This window comes from Nostoc sp. CHAB 5715 (assembly GCF_020829685.1).
In the GTDB taxonomy this organism is placed as follows: Bacteria; Cyanobacteriota; Cyanobacteriia; order Cyanobacteriales; family Nostocaceae; genus Nostoc.
The window spans coordinates 1-16,678 of record NZ_JAIVFR010000027.1; the positions used below are offsets into that span (position 1 = coordinate 1).

Here is a 16,678-nt window from a genome sequence, read left to right on the forward strand (position 1 = left end):
CTTACCGATACATTCTTGACAGCTAGCAGCGAAATCAATGGTTCAATAGCTTGCATTTCGCCTAATTGCCCTAAAGATAAAGCGATCGCACAATTGATGCTAGCAATCTCTGTCGCTGGATGCTGCGTTAGCGAAGCTCGCCGAAGGCATCGCAGTATTTGCAATATCCAATGCTTGGATTTGGCGACTAATCGTCGATTGGGTAACACCAGATGTTCGCGCTGCTTGTTGAAAGCTGCCGGTTTGTGCGATCGCCAGAAAGGCTTGCAACTGCTCTAGGCGCATTTTTATGTAGCCTGAATTACATTTATTAGTTTCATTAAGTTAACGGTTTTTTGATCGCAATTTGGTAGGGTTTGTTACAGTTATGGCAATCTTAAATGAGATTGTGAAAATTTTTGTTATGGTCGTCCTTAGTCATTTGTCACTTGTACTGAGCTTGTCCTGAGCTTGTCCTGAGCGTAGCCGAAGGGCGTAGCCGTTGGCGCAGCCTCTCGTAGAGAAGGGCGAAGTCGAAGTATTGGTCATTTGTGATTACAAAGGACAAATGACTAATGACTCATGACAAGCAGAAAAATATTTCACAAATGATTTAGGACTGCTATAGTTTTTACGAACTGCTAGAGTTTCGCTCAACAATTCCGACTAAAATCTTCATTAAAGCTTCTAAATCATCGGGTAATGAATAAATTTTAATATCTTCTATAATTTGTTGTGCTTTAACATCAAGTCTTCCAAATCGCCAGACATCACCGATAGTAACGGCTCCATACTGAAAAGGCTGTTCTTCAATTTGGGATAGAGCAATTAATTCAGCGGCTAGTTGTGTAAATCCTTTAGTAATATCATCATTTTTTGCTTCCACAACTAAAAGATTCTGGTCTGCACGAAGAAGATAATCAAGGTTTCCTTTGAGCCACTTATTTACTGCGAGTGGGTACTCAATTCGTAGCTGACAGTCACAATAGTATGTAGCAACTTCCAATAAAATTGGTGCGACCAAAGTTTCTCGACGTGCTGTTTCACTAGTCAAACTAACCCGTGGAAGCGTCCGTTCGATACGGTCTTTTAATTCTTCTAATCGGTCTAAAGGGTTTTGTGTTTTTGGTAGCGATAACCTTGACCGTACCAAAGCATAACCAAGCTCTGCTAAGATTTCTTCTGGCTCATAAGTCATTTCAAAATATGAGCGAAAAGTATATTCGCGATCTTCTTGAAGGATTTTAGGTTTTGCCATAATTCACTACAATCCTGCATGATTACTTCTTATTCTGATTGTGGCTTACCTACGATGAATTAAACAATGTAATAATTCAGGAGTCAGGAGTCAGGAGCCAGAATAATAATTGTAAAATCAAGCATGCAATAACTTATTGATTTTATTAAAATTATTAACAAACAGAATACATGCGTCAGTCGCCAGAAAAAGAAATTGAATTCTGAACGAAAAAGCGGTGTGCAAGTTACCATTCAGCCAAAGCGATCGCTATTCCTTGTTGCAAATCTGGTGTGAGTGCAGTATTATTTGCTAACTGCTGCAATTGTTGATATGTGGCTTCCCCATCCAAATTTTTTAGTGCAGCGATCGCATGTAGTCTTACCGATACATTCTTGACAGCTAGCAGCGAAATCAATGGTTCAATAGCTTGCATTTCGCCTAATTGCCCTAAAGATAAAGCGATCGCACAATTGATGCTAGCAATCTCTGTCGCTGGATGCTGCGATCGCAGTATTTGCAATAATATTTCTGTGGCTGGTGTAGTTTGCGGCTTTTGCACTCGCCCCAAAACTGTAACAATTTCTTGCCAAAGTGTTTCTGAATTGCTTTGATTAAATGCTGTTTGCAAATATTCCAAACTAGATGGTGTTCCCACCCAAACCAATGCGCGGATAGTTTCTAATTGCAGTGGTAGCGGTGTATGGGGTGATATTAGCAGCTTAAATAATTGCTGGGCTACCTCATCACAACCCATACGAGAAAGGGAAACTGCGGCTGCACAACAAACATCAATATTAAAGTCGTAAAGCTTGGGTTGTAGTCTCGTCACCAAATCTAAGGCTTCGCGTAAGTCGGGGCGAAAACCTAAACCAAGCACTGCTGCACGCCTAACTGTGGCGGCTATATCATTTAAAGCGTTTAACAAGGCTGGTGGCACACGTTCGTCATGAAAACTGCTGAGGGCTTCAATTGCAGCCGTGCGGATTGCTACTTGTGGATCTTGCACTACACTCAATAGCGGTGTGATGGTTTCTGGTAGCCCAATATAGGAAAGCGATCGCACTGCTAAAAGCCGTGTATCTTCATCTGCTAGAAGTTCAGTTAGTGAAGTAATCGCAACAGTACCCATTTGCCCTAGTGCTGTAGCTGCGATCGCTTTGAGTTCTTCATCCTCATCGGTTTTCAATAATTCAACTAAGGGTGCGATCGCTTCTGGGTGCTGAAATTCGCCTAAAGTCCGTGCTGCATACCAGCGTAATTCTTCTTCTGTATCTTCGTCTTCTAATATCTCAATGAGTGGTGTGATGGCAATATTTCCCAAGCGAGTCAACACCTTGGTGATTTCCCAGCGTTGCTGAAAATCCCCCATCTCTAATATTGAAAGTGTTAATTTCAGGAGATATTCTCGATTTTTAACTATCTCTGGATGTTCCGAATCTGTACCTAAGATTAATTGTTGTAAATATTGAATGAGTGATGACCAATCAGCTGCATCGTATGCTGTTTGGGCTTGCACTAAAAGCTGGTTGATATTACTCACCATACCCGCAATTGTGAATTATATGAATACAACAAAAACACAAAATCGTAAATAAATCGCTGTTTTTCTCTACTCTTAGTCTGCTTTTTAGTACATCATTACACCAATTTTCATAGTCTCGTAGCTAAGGCTCTAGCTCTGATTTAAGCACTAAAGTGCATACTACGAATTACGAACTTGTACTGAGCTTGTCCTGAGCGTAGCCGAAGGGCGTAGCCGAAGTATTACGAATTAGGTTGCCAAGCGTTGCCGAGGTACGAATTACGAATTATTTTAACTTGCTTTGACTACAACTGAATTACCCTCAATTTTGACGGCATAAGTTTTAAGCGCTTCTGTAGCTGGGCCTTTTTGCACTTTACCGTCAATGCCAAATTCCGAATCATGACAGGGACAGACGAATTTTTTTGTCTGAGCTTTCCATCCCACTGTGCAACCTGCGTGAGTACAGGTAGGGTTAACAGCTGTCAGATTTGCAGCCTTGGATGTGCCGACTACCAACACAGGCCCAGCAGGTGAGTTTTTCGCCAGCAATTGGTCAGTTTTATCTAATTCTGCCGATGTACCTACTGTTTCCCAATTCTTAGATACTGGAGTTGTTTGAGAAGAACAGGCTGCGATCGCTACAGGTAGAGAACTCGCTATCCCACCCAAACCTACCCAATTAATAAAATTACGACGTTTCATAGCTGCTGAAATAATATCTAAGTTTTAGCTAACATCTGCCACTCAATTTTGGATTCAGAATTGATTTATGGCAATCCAAAATCCTTTTGATCGTTTCAAATACTTATCATTAAGGGGTTTGCGTGGGATGTTAGCTGGCTTTGATGCAAAAAATGCATATTATTTATCCGGTTTCAGCAATTTTACTAAAAAACCGTAGCGATTTATACGATTTTAACATAAATCTGCCTTTAACTTATAACTATCGAAATTGTTACATGAACATTATCTAAACCTGCTTGACAAATTTCCAAGATGTAAATGGCAACCATTTTTCCTTAACTATAGGACTTACGCACACTCTACGAATTCTCGGCGCTCTTGGCGTCTTGGCGGTTCGATAAATTAAGCTTTTTAGCAATTTTTGCGTAAGTCCTAAACTAATCACGGATTTGGAGTTTCGCTTTGAATGCTCTGAAGTAAAAATAATCAACCCTAAGCAAATATTAAGTTTTTATTCTCTAATCCTCGTCTGACTTTTCACGTTATGTAGAAAAGTCCACCAAAAACCTAACCCCCTAACCCCCTTCCCGACGCGGGAAGGGGGGAAAATTCAAAGTCTCTCTCCTTTTAGGAGAGAGATTTAGAGAGAGGTTTTTCAGATGACCTGAATTGTCAGAATCCTCGTAGATACAACACCTGATGCAACTACGGGTTGATTGATATTGGGCAATTATCACCATATTCAGTAATTTAAACGAGAGTCAGATCATGACAGACACAGCAACTACTACCAGCCTCAACAAGTTCGAGAAATTCAAAGCTCAAAAAGATGGACTCGCTATCAGGGATGAAATAGAGAAATTTGCTGCCTTGGGGTGGGAAGCAATGGACGAAATCGATCGCGATCATCGACTCAAATGGGTGGGTGTGTTTTTTCGCCCAGTCACCCCAGGTAAGTTTATGATGCGGTTGCGGATGCCTAACGGTATTCTCAGCAGCAATCAGATGCGTGTTTTAGCCCAAGTAGTGCAGCGTTACGGTGATGATGGTTGCGCTGATATTACTACGAGACAGAATATCCAATTACGGGGGATCAGAATTGAAGATTTACCAGATATCTTTAATAGATTTCACGCAGTTGGTTTAACCACTGTCCAGTCAGGGATGGATAACGTCCGCAACATCACAGGCGATCCTGTGGCGGGGTTGGATGCGGATGAGTTGTACGACACACGAGAGTTGGTACAGCAAATTCAAGATATGCTCACCAACAAAGGGGAAGGGAACCCAGAGTTTAGCAACTTACCACGGAAGTTTAATATTGCGATCGCAGGTGGACGAGACAATTCAGTTCATGCTGAAATTAACGATTTAGCTTTTGTTCCAGCATTTAAGGAAGGGAGTGGGGAATGGGGAGTGGGGAGTGGGGGAGATGAGGGAGCAGGGGAAGCAAGTAAACAAATATCATCTCCCTCATCTCCCTCATCTCCCTCATCTCCCTCATCTCCCTCATCTCCAGTCTTTGGCTTCAATATCCTTGTGGGTGGCTTTTTCTCAGCTAAACGTTGTGAAGCGGCGATTCCTTTAAATGCTTGGGTACTTCCCGAAGATGTGGTAGCTGTATGTAGAGCGGTTTTGGAAGTCTTTCGTGATCATGGCCTGCGTGCTAATCGGCAAAAATCGCGCTTGATGTGGCTAATTGATGAATGGGGTTTAGAAAAGTTTCGAGTAGAAGTAGAAAGCCGTTTGGGTGAATTATTATTACCCGCAGCAGCAAAAGACGAAATCGACTGGGAAAAACGCGACCACATCGGGGTATATAAACAAAAACAACCAGGATTTAATTACGTAGGCTTACACATTCCTGTCGGTCGGCTATATGCCGGAGATATGTTTGAAATTGCCCGTATAGCGGAAGTTTACGGCAGTGGCGAAATCCGCTTTACAGTTGAGCAAAACATCGTTATCCCCAACATTTCTGACTCGCGTTTAGCAACATTTTTAACAGATCCATTGTTAGAAAGGTTTTCTATTGATCCAGGTTTGCTGACGCGATCGCTAGTATCCTGCACAGGCGCACAATTTTGCAACTTTGCCCTCATCGAAACCAAAAACCGCGCCCTGGCAATGATTAAAGCCTTAGAAGAAGATTTAACCTTCACCAATCCAGTCCGAATTCACTGGACAGGTTGCCCCAACTCTTGCGGACAGCCCCAAGTTGCAGACATCGGCTTGATGGGAACTAAAACTCGCAAAAATGGCAAAACCTTGGAAGGTGTTGACATATATATGGGTGGCAAAGTTGGCAAAGATGCCCATTTAGGAACTTGCGTCACCAAAGGAATACCATGCGAAGACTTACAGCCAGTATTACAAGATTTACTGATTAAACATTTTGGGGCAAAACTCAAGCAAGAAGCCATATTAGTTAGTAAGTGATTGGGGATTGGGCATTGGGCATTGGGCATTGGGCATTGGGCATTGGGCAAAACTCATACTTCAACCTTAAAGGCTCAACTTCCGAGATAAAAGGCTTAACCTTTGAACTTAAAGGCTTAATCTTTGAACTTAAAGGCTTAATCTTTGAACTTAAAGGCTTAATCTTTGAACTTAAAGGCTTAATCTTCGACCTTAAAGGCTTAATCTTCAACCTTAAAGGCTTAACCTTCGACCTTAAAGGCTTAACCTTCGACCTTAAAGGCTCATCTTCTCCTACCTCTTCACCGTATTTTATTCAATTAGAAAGATTGGAATGCTTAAAAACTTATTTTCATTTAGCGATCGCTACCGCATCTTACATCAGACTTGGTTTGCCTTCTTTCTTACCTTTGTTTGTTGGTTTAACTTTGCTCCCTTTGCTACAACCATTGGTAAAGAACTACATTTAGCACCAGAGCAAATCAAAACTTTGGGCATCTGTAACCTTGCTCTCACAATTCCCGCACGGTTAATAATTGGGATGCTTCTGGATCGTTTTGGCCCCAGAATCACCTACTCAATCCTGCTGATGTTTGCGGTTGTTCCTTGTTTGGCGACGGCGCTAGCGCAAGATTTTAATCAATTAGTCATCAGTCGTTTGCTGATGGGAATTGTCGGATCTGGGTTTGTTGTGGGTATCCGCATGGTGGCGGAATGGTTCGAGCCGAAGGAGATGGGAATTGCCCAAGGTATTTATGGCGGTTGGGGTAACTTTGGGGCTTTTGGCGCAGAGTTTGCCTTGCCGATAATTGCAGTTTCTACTAGCTTTTTCGCTGGTGGTGCTTCTAACTGGCGGTTTGCGATCGCACTTACAGGGATCATTGCAGCGATTTACGGCGTAATTTATTACAACAGCGTCCAAGATACGCCCACTGGGAAAGTCTACAAAAAACCTAAGAAAAATGGTTCTCTAGAAGTCACCAGTATTAAAAGCTTCTGGGCGATGATTGTCTCAAATTTTGGTTTAATTTTCGCTCTAGGTTTATTAGCTTGGCGCTTAGAACAAAAGAACATTCACTTCCTAACTTTGAGCCAAATGTATCTGGCTTGGTTGCTATTAGCAGGATTGTTTGCTTACCAAAGTTACCAAGCTTGGCAGGTAAACCGAGAACTTCTAACTGGTAAAAAAACTTACGCTCCATCTGAACGCTTTCAATTTGGTCAAGTAGCCTTACTCGAATTCACTTACATAACTAACTTTGGCAGCGAACTAGCAGTTGTTTCCATGCTCCCAGCATTCTTTGAAAAAACTTTTGCTTTAGAGCATGTTGTAGCTGGGATGATTGCTGCTACCTATCCATTCTTAAATTTGGTTTCTCGTCCCAGTGGTGGCTTAATTTCTGATAAATTTAGCTCCCGGAAATGGACAATGACAATTATCAGTGTCGGCATTGGTGTTAGTTATTTGATTGCACATTTTATTAATGGTAACTGGCCGATTCCGCTAGCGATCGCAGTTACAATGTTTGCCGCCTACTTTGCCCAAGCTGGCTGCGGTGCAACCTACAGCATCGTACCCCTAATTAAGAAAGAAGCCACTGGACAAATTGCCGGTAACGTGGGAGCTTACGGTAATTTTGGCGGCGTAGTTTACCTGACAATTTTTAGCTTAACCGACGCTCCAACACTATTTAGCACAATGGGTATAGCTGCTTTAGTCTGTGCTTTCATGTGCGCCTTCTTCCTCAAAGAACCAAAAGGTTCCTTTGCCGCCGCCTACGAAGGTGAATTACCAGAAAGCACAACTACTATCTTCTTAACCGAAGAATAATCAACTGAAGGATAAAGTAGTGAAATTAACTATCAAATTTGAATTAGGTAATTTTACACTTCATCCTTCTATAGCAATCTTAATTCATGAAAATCTCTTTTTCTTCTCTCTGCGCTCTTGGCGTCTTGGCGGTTCGTTAAAAAAATTTATGAAAAAAACGAACCGCCAAGACGCCAAGGACGCAAAGGAATAAGAGTTTTTGCGTAACACACAAATTTCTCAACCTGTCGCTACATCTGAGGTTACATAATCCAAATAACAAAATGGTACAACTGCCATGAGTGAATTTACCAAAACCCTCTGTCCCTACTGTGGTGTTGGCTGCGGACTAGAAGTTTCACCTCCAGCCCAACTTGGCAAAGCAACTAATCGAGATAGCCAAGGAACTCCAACTTGGCGAGTGCGCGGTGATAAAGCTCATCCATCCAGTCAAGGAATGGTTTGCGTCAAAGGCGCAACGATCGCAGAATCTTTAGATAAAAATAGATTACATTACCCAATGGTGCGAGACTCCTTAGATCAAGAGTTTCGGCGCGTTAGTTGGGATGAAGCTTTTAATCTAATCACACAGCGCATTCAAACTATCCGCTTCACCCAAGGGCCAGAAGCCTTATGTATGTATGGTTCCGGCCAGTTTCAAACTGAGGATTATTACATAGCCCAGAAACTCATGAAAGGCTGTCTGGGTACTAATAATTTTGATGCCAACTCTCGCTTATGTATGTCTAGTGCAGTAGCTGGCTACATTCAAAGCTTTGGCTCAGATGGCCCGCCCTGCTGTTACGATGACTTGGAGTTAACTGAGTGTGCATTTTTAATTGGTACTAATACAGCCGAATGTCACCCCATCGTTTTCAACCGATTGGAAAAATATCACAAAAAGAACCGCAAAGTCAAAATGATTGTGGTTGATCCCCGTCGCACTCCAACCGCAGAAGCAGCTGACTTACATTTAGCGATTCGTCCCGGTACAGATATCGATTTGTTAAACGGCATCGCTCACTTGTTGATGCGCTGGAATTATATCGATACCATGTTCATGGACGACTGCACCAGCAACTTTCCGGCTTATGCTGAAGTAATTCGCCACTATCCGCCAGAAGTAGTAGCTCGTCAATGTGGAATCAGCATTGAAGATTTAGAAACAGCAGCACATTACTGGGGTGAATCAGAGCGGGTACTATCTCTGTGGTCAATGGGTGTAAATCAATCCTCAGAAGGGACGGCTAAGGTAAGAACTATCATTAACCTGCATCTGATGACTGGACAGATTGGCAAACCTGGGGCTGGCCCTTTTTCCCTCACTGGTCAGCCAAACGCAATGGGAGGAAGGGAAGCCGGAGGTTTGGGACATTTATTACCGGGTTATCGGGTGGTGAAAAATCCCCAGCACCGTGCAGAAGTTGAGGAGTTTTGGGGACTTAAGCCAGGACAGATTTCGCCAAATCCCGGTTTGACTGCTTGGGACATGATTACTGGCTTGGAAAATGGCGCTGTAGAGTTACTGTGGATTGCGGCTACCAACCCAGCTGTAAGTATGCCAGATTTGGAGCGAACAAAGAAGGCATTATTGCGATCGCCTTTCACCATCTACCAAGACGCTTATTATCCCACAGAAACCTCTGCTTACGCTCATGTTCTGCTACCAGCAGCCCAGTGGGGTGAAAAAACTGGTGTAATGACAAACTCCGAACGGGTGGTAACTCTGTGTCAAGCATTTCGCCAATCGCCAAGAGAAGCTAAAGCCGATTGGCAAATTTTCGCCGAAGTTGGACGTAGATTAGGTTTTGAGAGAGAATTTGCCTTTGCTAACTCCGCCGAAGTTTATGCTGAGTTTGTCAAACTAACTAAAACTCGCCCCTGCGATATGACGGGTATCAGTCACGCGCAATTACAAGCAGAAGGCCCGACTCAATGGCCTCATCCAGAAGAGGGGAGTGGGGAATGGGGAGTAGGGAGTGGTGAATCCCCTACTCCCCACTCCCTACTCCCTACTCCCCCCAAAAGACTTTACACCAATCTCCGCTTCCACACCCCTGATGGACGCGCTCGATTTGGGGCATATTACTCAAAGGGATTGGCAGAACCACCAAACCCAGATTATCCTTTTGTGCTAACTACTGGCAGACTTTACGGACATTGGCATACGCAGACACGCACTGGGCGAATTGAAAAAATTTGTAAAATGCATCCCGAACCGTTTATCGAAATTCATCCCCGTGATGCTGCTCGGTTAGGTATTGTAGATAGTATGTATGTAGAAGTGCGATCGCGTCGGGGTAAAGCGAAGTTTCCTGCTAAAGTGACAAAAGCGATCGCGCCTGGTACAGTTTTTGTCCCCATGCATTGGGGTTCGCTGTGGGCAGATAATGCCGAAGCCAACGCCCTCACCCATCCAGAATCTTGCCCCGATTCGCTCCAACCAGAATTAAAAGCCTGTGCTGTGCAGCTGATACCAATCTCTGTGGAAGTTACAGTCAAAGATAAAGATTATCAAAAAATTGGGCTTAAAACCCCGTCATAGGTAATTAATAATCATCAATAGGTAATTTAGTCAATAATGAATAGCCAATAGTGATTATAATTTTTTATGGCTCTCTACTATTGACCCATACCAATTACCATATTTCAAGAGGCTAAATTTCTAGTAACCAGAGGTTTGACTAGCGCCTAGTTGAGCTATGGGAAAGAATAAAAATTAGATAGTATTACAAATAGGGCTATTTCATTCTCATCTAGCCCGCCTCAGAATGAATTCTGAGGCTAATAGCAAAAGTCCACGCTTAGTGGACTAAGAAAGGCTTTTAGTCCACTAAGCGTGGACTTGGACTATGAGCCGCGGAACTTCAGTTCTGGGCGGTTTATGTCTAGAACGAAATAGCCCTGGTATTACAAATCATATTTTTTAATCCTCTAGATTCATCTATGGGATTTTCTTTTATTTAAAAATCGGGTGCAGCAAATGAAAAAGTTACTGAGAGAAATTCTAGGAGCTACCAAAGATGAGAACTTCATGCACATCATTGAAAACATAGAAGTAATAGTTTCTAAAGTTCTATCTATTTTTATGGTGCTCGTAATTTTGGTAGCGATCGCGGATTTAGGAGTATTTATTCTTAAAGAGTTATTTACAGCGCCTTATGCCAAATTTAACACAACATTGTATAAAATTTTTGGGCTGTTTTTGAATATTTTAATTGCTTTAGAAATTTTAGAGAATATCACAGCTTATTTACGAAAACACGTTTTTCAAGTTGAATTAGTTATTGTCACATCTTTAATTGCTGTTGCCAGAAAAATTATTATTCTTGACTTAGAAAAAGTTGGAGGTATTGATATAATTGGTTTAGGAATTGCTATTCTTGCCCTGTCAATTAGTTATTTGATAATTCGTCTTAGTAATTCCAATAATAACCGTTAAAATAAAGACTTAATAAGCTTTTGTTTGAGAATAATTTAGTTAGATATAGGTTAGTCTGATTTTTTTGCATCTTATGACAGATTTCTTTGAATTTGAAGCAGACTTTGTTGATTCCCTGCGCTGTATCCCCATGCAGGTGCGTTGCAAATTAGATACTTGTGGCATCAAACTAAAATTGTCTGATTGGAATCAAATGACTACAGCCGAGCGTCAAGCTTTAGTCGAATTACCTTGCACTACAGAAACAGAAATTCAGTCTTACCGCGAGCATATCCAGCAATTAATTCTACAACGCACGGGTATACCACCTACAAAATTGCCCATCGAGCCACATCCCGCATGGCTTGACTCTGCCACTGTACCACCTAGCATCCAAGAAAAAGCTCAAGAAATAGGTGTAACCCTAACACAGCAACATTGGGCAGGTTTAACGCCCTTACAGCGTTTTGCCTTGATAAAACTCAGCCGCCCAGGACATGAAAACAAAAACTTTAACAGAGCGATCGCAGAATTCCATCTGCTTTAATTAGTCAATAGTCATTAACAGGACAACTTTGTTAACTTGCCGCCCTGAAATCATGCATTACTTTATAAACAACTATTAACTATTGACTCTAAACTATTAACTATTAGCTAATACAGCACATTTCATCTGAATGAGTTACACAAGGGCGGGCAGGATGCCATTGGTGTCAACTTAACGTGAAAGTCATGTCCCGCAAGGAACTGAAGTTCCTTGCTAATAGCAAAAGTCATCTGAAGATGACTAAATATACCCAAAATCTTTAGTCTACTTCAGTAGACTTTAGCTATTAGCCTTGAACTTTAGTTCCAGGCGGGTGAGGAAGCAAACAGTTAAGCCATTTCTAGCTTAAGTTGACACGTATGGGCAATGCCATGCCCCTACCAGCGTATTTGTATCATTATAAATGCTCATTAGCTTAGTAAAGGATTGAGTTTCAAAGCTCCCGGGTTAACGTTAGTGACTCCCGGCTTAACGTTAGTGACTCCCGGTTTAACGTTAGTGGCTCCCGGCTTAACGTTAGTGGCTCCCGGCTTAACGTTAGTGGCTCCCGGCTTAACATTAGTGGCTCCCGGCTTAACGTTAGCGGTTCCCGGCTTAACGTTAGTGGCTCCCGATTTAACGTTAGTGACTCCCGATTTAACGTTAACGTGAGTTCGACGATCAACCTCTCCCTCCCAGCCTCCCTCTGGGAAACGGAAAGGGAGGAGCAACGAAAAATTCAGCTTTTTGCTCCCCTCTCCGTGTCGGAGAGGGGTTGGGGGAGAGGTCAAATAAGACTTGTCGAACTCACGTTATTTTAGGCGAACTACGCTTGCAAGACAAAATCTGATGCAGTGAGAGTTGGCGCACCAGTTAGAACCGCAAATGGACCACCGATGCCAAAACCAGCGACGCTACCATTAGAGTTGTAGAACAACTGCCCAGTTACAGGGTTGTAGACAATCACAGCAGTGCTGGCTGCCCCATTAGAAGTGACTTCAAAGTTACTAGCATTACTAAAACCGGTTCCCACAGCAGAAGTAATTGCACTAAAGGTAGTTTTATCCAGTACAATCTTGTCACCTTGGGACTGTTTGAAATCAGAGATGGTATCTAAACCAACAGCAGAACTGTCAAAGCGAGCATTGGTATCGTAAAGGAATCTGTCAGCACCGATGCCACCGACAAGGGTATCATTGCCAGCACCGCCGATAAGGATATCATTGCCAGCACCGCCTTCCAGTAGGTCGTTGCCAGCTTTGCCGTCGATGGTGTCATTGCCAGCTTTGCCGTCGATGATATCCTTATTAATTGTGCCGATAAGAGTGTCTGCACGGGGAGTTCCTGTCACTTCAGGAGTGCCGCCGATATTCGTCCCGCCAAATAACACATAGCTCTGCCCTGAATCGGTGCCGTTGGGGTCGGCATAGAATGCCCCAATAATCAGGTCGTCGAAGCCATCGGCGTTGACATCTCCGGCACTGCTGACAGAATAGCCTGACCAGTCACCCTCTGCGATGCCGTTGATGGTGAAGCCGTTAGCGCCGTTGAGGGTGGAGAGGTTGAGAGTGGCGCTCCATCCTGTGTTGCCAAACACTACGTAGCTTTGCCCAGAATCGGTGCCGTTGGGGTCGGCATTAAATGCCCCGATAATCAGGTCGTCGAAGCCGTCGCCATTGACATCTCCGGCACTGCTGACAGAAGTGCCTGATTTGTCACCCGCTGCGATGCCGTTGATGGTGAAGCCGTTAGCGCCGTTGAGGTTAGAGAGGTTGAGAGTGGCGCTAAAGCCTGTGCTCTTGCCAAACACCACGTAGCTCTGCCCAGATTGCGAGCCGTTGGGGTCGGCACCGTATGCCCCAATAATCAGGTCGTCGATGCCGTCATTGTTGACATCTCCGGCACTGCTTGCAGAAAAGCCTGAGATGTCACCCGCTGCGATGCCGTTGATGGTGAAGCCGTTAGCGCCGTTGAGGGTGGAGAGGTTGAGAGTGGCGCTAAAGCCTGTGCTTTTGCCAAACACCACGTAGCTCTGCCCTGAATCGGTGTAGCCGTTGGCGTTGGCATAGAGTGCCCCGATAATCAGGTCAGCGATGCCGTCATTGTTGACATCTCCGGCACTGCTTGCAGAAAAGCCTGACCAGTCACCCGCTGCGATGCCGTTGATGGTGAAGCCATTAGTGCCGTTGAGGTCTGAGAGGTTGAGAGTGGCGTCAAAGCCTGTGCTTTTGCCAAACACCACGTAGCTCTGCCCTGAATTAGTGCCGTTGGCGTCGGCACTCTCTGCCCCAATAATCAGGTCAGCGATGCCGTCATTGTTGACATCTCCGGCACTGCTGACAGACCTGCCTAAGGTGTCACCCGCCACGATGCCGTTGATGGTGAAGCCGTTAGTGCCATCGAGGTTATAGAGGTTGAGAGTGGCGTCAAAGCCTGTGCTTTTGCCAAACACCACGTAGCTCTGCCCAGAAAAAGAGCCGTTGGGGTCGGCAGCATATGCCCCGATAATCAGGTCAGCGATGCCGTCATTGTTGACATCTCCGGCACTGCTGACAGAAGTGGCGGTGTCACCCGCTGCGATGCCGTTGATGGTGAAGCCGTTAGCGCCGTTGAGGTTAGAGAGGTTGAGAGTGGAGCTAAAGCCGTTGCTGCTGCCAAACACCACGTAGCTCTGCCCTGAATCGGTGCCGTTGGCGTCGGCAGCGTATCCCGCGATAATCAAGTCGTCGAAGCCGTCATTGTTGACATCTCCGGCACTGCTGACAGAATAGCCTAATTGGTCACCCGCCGCGATGCCGTTGATGGTGAAGCCGTTAGCGCCGTCGAGGTTAGAGAGATTAAATGATGAAATAACCATGATTTTCTCCTATGTTTATAGAGACGCGATTAACAGTTATCAGTTATCAGTTATCAGTTAAAAGTTTTGAATTTTTTGTCAATTGGGAGTCAGAGTCCCCCACAACTAAGCAAGTGGTGTGAGGAGTGTCTTTCTTCAAATCCCCGCACTGAAACCGTGATAACTGATAACTGTTGACTGTTCACTGATTTAATCGCGTCTGTACTATTGAGTCAGTCGAGAGCCTTGGTAAATGGAATTTGCGGCTACACAAACTCTTTGGGACTGCGCGGACTAACAAAAAATTCTAGTTTTGAAATCTACGTTCCCTCCCCAATCCATCGGGGAGGGTTAGGGAGGGGTAAAACCCAGGTTCGCAAGCGGTTTCAGACTTGTGTGTACACCGTAGTTCCAAAGTTCGGGTTAGGGAGCAGGGCTGTTTCATTCGATCTCTTAGAGATTTTGTCAAGAGTTTGAGTCAGAAATTTGCTTGATTTGGTAATCGAAAAGCTACCACCTCAACAAGTAAATTTCAGTGCGATCGCCATTTTCTTGCACAATCAGATTTTTTAGTCACCTGATTTTTTTGCTTGAAACGCTTGTAAATCAGCGCCTTTTAGGGAATGAAACAGCCCTGGGGTTAGGGAGGGGTAAAACTTAGGCTTCAACTCAGATGAGTGAACTGTTTCAGACTTGTGTGTAGACCATAGCCCTACTAAGGGAACCTGTAGCTTTAGCTATAGACGGGGTGAGGTTCACTGATTTTTCTTTGTAAGGAAAAATTACTTTGATAACCGTTAAATCACTTAAATACTCTTATGAATATCTAAATATTGTCAATAGGCTGGGCGTCATTTTGGTAAAATTAGAGTTACAGCTATTTTCAGGTAAAAGACTTCCAAATAAAAAAATACTCAACTACTTCTTGTGGGGTGGGCGTCTCGCCATTGGTTGGCAGAATTCCTTATAGTACTTGGAACTACTCCCTTCTCGCCAGAAGAATACCTAATTTAACGAACCGCAAAGACGCGAAGAACACGAAGGAAGAAGAAAAAGAAGATAGGTAATCTTAGAGCGGGAAGGGAGTAAGATTGAACACCCAGAACTGGCTACAGTTGTTTGAGGCAAGATACCGGAAATCGGTGTTGCAGAACAGTGGGATGAATTGGGGCAAGCTCTTGAGCCAGGGGGGCAGTTCTTGCTGGGAGCAAGGGAGAGGGTTTGCAGCTTTTTTTGACAATGAAAATAGTGCAACTTGTAGGCGCGACAGCTTACTAAGAACCCTCTTTCCTCAAGAACCTCCCCTGCCTCAAGAGCTTATCCGAACTGTAAATTATATATTTTTGGAATAGAACAAAATGCAGTAAAAAATACTATTTTTTGATAAATTGCCGTGGGTTTAATTTGCAGTTAGGATGTCTTGAGTACACGGCCGATACAATCTGATTTATCCGCCTAACAAGCCAATTTTAGGATAAAGTCTCAGCAAATGGAATACTTATTTACATTAAGTAAAACAATTTGAAATTTTGCGTCTATAAATTTAAATTTCTTAGCAGTAAGTGAAGCTATAGTGGATTTAGCAATGCTGCTGTTAATGTGGCTAAGGTTAGTCCTGCTGCCAAATTATATGAAGAATTAGTTTAGAAACGCACTTCTTATCGATGACAGGCAAACACGCAAGACATAATGCATTTCTGCGGCTAGTGTCTGGTAATGGGGCAGCTTTTGGATCAGAATCTCGCTATTCCCTGCCCCCCAGTAAAGAGATGGTAATTGGACGCGATCCCAGCTGCCAAGTTGTCTTGGATGCCATGATGTATCGAATGGTATCTCGTCGTCATGCAGTGGTTCGTCCCCTTTCTCTATCGCCAGATAGCAAATTCAGCTGGGTGCTTTGTGATTTAAATAGTGCTAATGGCACTTATTTGAATGGACAACGCTTGTATGAATGTCAGGAATTACACCCAGGCGATCGCATTTCTTTAGGTGCTGATGGGCCGCAATACGTTTTTGAGTACGAGTATACCTCACTCACCCCGGCCACGACAGTTAACCAAGTTACACCATTACCTTCAGCGACAAATTACCACAGCCACACGCAATTAAAGCAGCCAGATTCTGTTAGCTTCACCCAGCTTTTTCCCATTATTTCCACTGGTAAAGATTTAACCCGTAAAGCTTACCTCGTACCGGGAATACTGACTGTAATCTTTGTAGTGTTAATGAGATCGGAAGA

Annotated in this window: 14 protein-coding genes and 1 pseudogene; 9 read left to right on the plus strand and 6 right to left on the minus strand. The window is 43.7% G+C overall.

What is annotated here, in order from left to right:
• Positions 1-168: 168 nt before the first annotated feature.
• From LC574_RS02830 to LC574_RS02845, 4 genes and pseudogenes are all read right to left on the minus strand, one after another.
• Positions 169-285: pseudogene (locus LC574_RS02830) on the minus strand (LysR family transcriptional regulator); the annotation flags it as partial.
• 325 nt (positions 286-610) lie between these two features.
• Positions 611-1,237 carry a hypothetical protein gene (locus tag LC574_RS02835; protein ID WP_229451415.1) on the minus strand — a complete coding sequence of 209 codons (627 nt, stop codon included), beginning with the start codon at positions 1,235-1,237 and terminating at the stop codon, positions 611-613.
• A 226-nt stretch (positions 1,238-1,463) separates the two neighbouring features.
• A complete protein-coding gene (locus LC574_RS02840; RefSeq protein ID WP_229451416.1) occupies positions 1,464-2,762 on the minus strand; it encodes a HEAT repeat domain-containing protein in 1,299 nt (432 codons plus the stop codon).
• 270 nt (positions 2,763-3,032) lie between these two features.
• Positions 3,033-3,446, minus strand: a complete 414-nt coding sequence (locus tag LC574_RS02845) for a ubiquinol-cytochrome c reductase iron-sulfur subunit (protein ID WP_229451417.1) — start codon at positions 3,444-3,446, stop codon at positions 3,033-3,035.
• 67 nt (positions 3,447-3,513) lie between these two features.
• Here LC574_RS02845 and LC574_RS37715 point away from each other — a divergent pair, with 67 nt between their 5' ends.
• The 8 genes from LC574_RS37715 to LC574_RS02880 all read left to right on the plus strand — a co-directional run bounded on the left by LC574_RS37715 (position 3,514) and on the right by LC574_RS02880 (position 11,624).
• Positions 3,514-3,645, plus strand: coding sequence for a hypothetical protein (locus LC574_RS37715; RefSeq protein ID WP_267871379.1), 132 nt, complete (start codon positions 3,514-3,516; stop codon positions 3,643-3,645).
• Positions 3,646-4,196: 551 nt separating this feature from the next.
• Complete coding sequence (locus LC574_RS02850; RefSeq protein ID WP_229451418.1) at positions 4,197-5,867, plus strand: ferredoxin--nitrite reductase; 1,671 nt, start codon at positions 4,197-4,199, stop codon at positions 5,865-5,867.
• A complete protein-coding gene (locus LC574_RS38770) occupies positions 5,864-6,316 on the plus strand; it encodes a hypothetical protein (RefSeq protein WP_229451419.1) in 453 nt (150 codons plus the stop codon). The genes LC574_RS02850 and LC574_RS38770 overlap by 4 nt, the downstream gene beginning before the upstream one ends.
• Positions 6,220-7,677, plus strand: coding sequence for a NarK family nitrate/nitrite MFS transporter (locus LC574_RS02860; RefSeq protein ID WP_229451427.1), 1,458 nt, complete (start codon positions 6,220-6,222; stop codon positions 7,675-7,677). The genes LC574_RS38770 and LC574_RS02860 overlap by 97 nt, the downstream gene beginning before the upstream one ends.
• A 19-nt stretch (positions 7,678-7,696) precedes the next feature.
• Positions 7,697-7,870: a hypothetical protein gene (locus LC574_RS02865; protein ID WP_229451420.1), complete on the plus strand. Its 174-nt coding sequence runs from the start codon at positions 7,697-7,699 to the stop codon at positions 7,868-7,870.
• A gap of 84 nt (positions 7,871-7,954) precedes the next feature.
• Positions 7,955-10,201, plus strand: a complete 2,247-nt coding sequence (locus LC574_RS02870) for a molybdopterin oxidoreductase family protein (RefSeq protein ID WP_229451421.1) — start codon at positions 7,955-7,957, stop codon at positions 10,199-10,201.
• Between the two features lie 438 nt (positions 10,202-10,639).
• Positions 10,640-11,098 (plus strand): phosphate-starvation-inducible PsiE family protein, encoded by a 459-nt coding sequence (locus LC574_RS02875; RefSeq protein WP_229451422.1) that lies wholly within the window; start codon positions 10,640-10,642, stop codon positions 11,096-11,098.
• 73 nt (positions 11,099-11,171) lie between these two features.
• Positions 11,172-11,624 carry a nitrate reductase associated protein gene (locus LC574_RS02880; protein ID WP_229451423.1) on the plus strand — a complete coding sequence of 151 codons (453 nt, stop codon included), beginning with the start codon at positions 11,172-11,174 and terminating at the stop codon, positions 11,622-11,624.
• 410 nt (positions 11,625-12,034) lie between these two features.
• Here LC574_RS02880 and LC574_RS02885 read toward each other — a convergent pair whose 3' ends face one another.
• Both LC574_RS02885 and LC574_RS02890 read right to left on the minus strand, forming a co-directional pair.
• Positions 12,035-12,334: a hypothetical protein gene (locus LC574_RS02885; RefSeq protein ID WP_229451424.1), complete on the minus strand. Its 300-nt coding sequence runs from the start codon at positions 12,332-12,334 to the stop codon at positions 12,035-12,037.
• Between the two features lie 95 nt (positions 12,335-12,429).
• Positions 12,430-14,460, minus strand: coding sequence for a hypothetical protein (locus LC574_RS02890; protein WP_229451425.1), 2,031 nt, complete (start codon positions 14,458-14,460; stop codon positions 12,430-12,432).
• A 1,643-nt stretch (positions 14,461-16,103) separates the two neighbouring features.
• Between LC574_RS02890 and LC574_RS02895 the strand changes: the two genes are divergently transcribed.
• Positions 16,104-16,678 (plus strand): FHA domain-containing protein (locus LC574_RS02895; protein ID WP_229451426.1); only part of this gene is annotated, 575 nt, incomplete at its 3' end.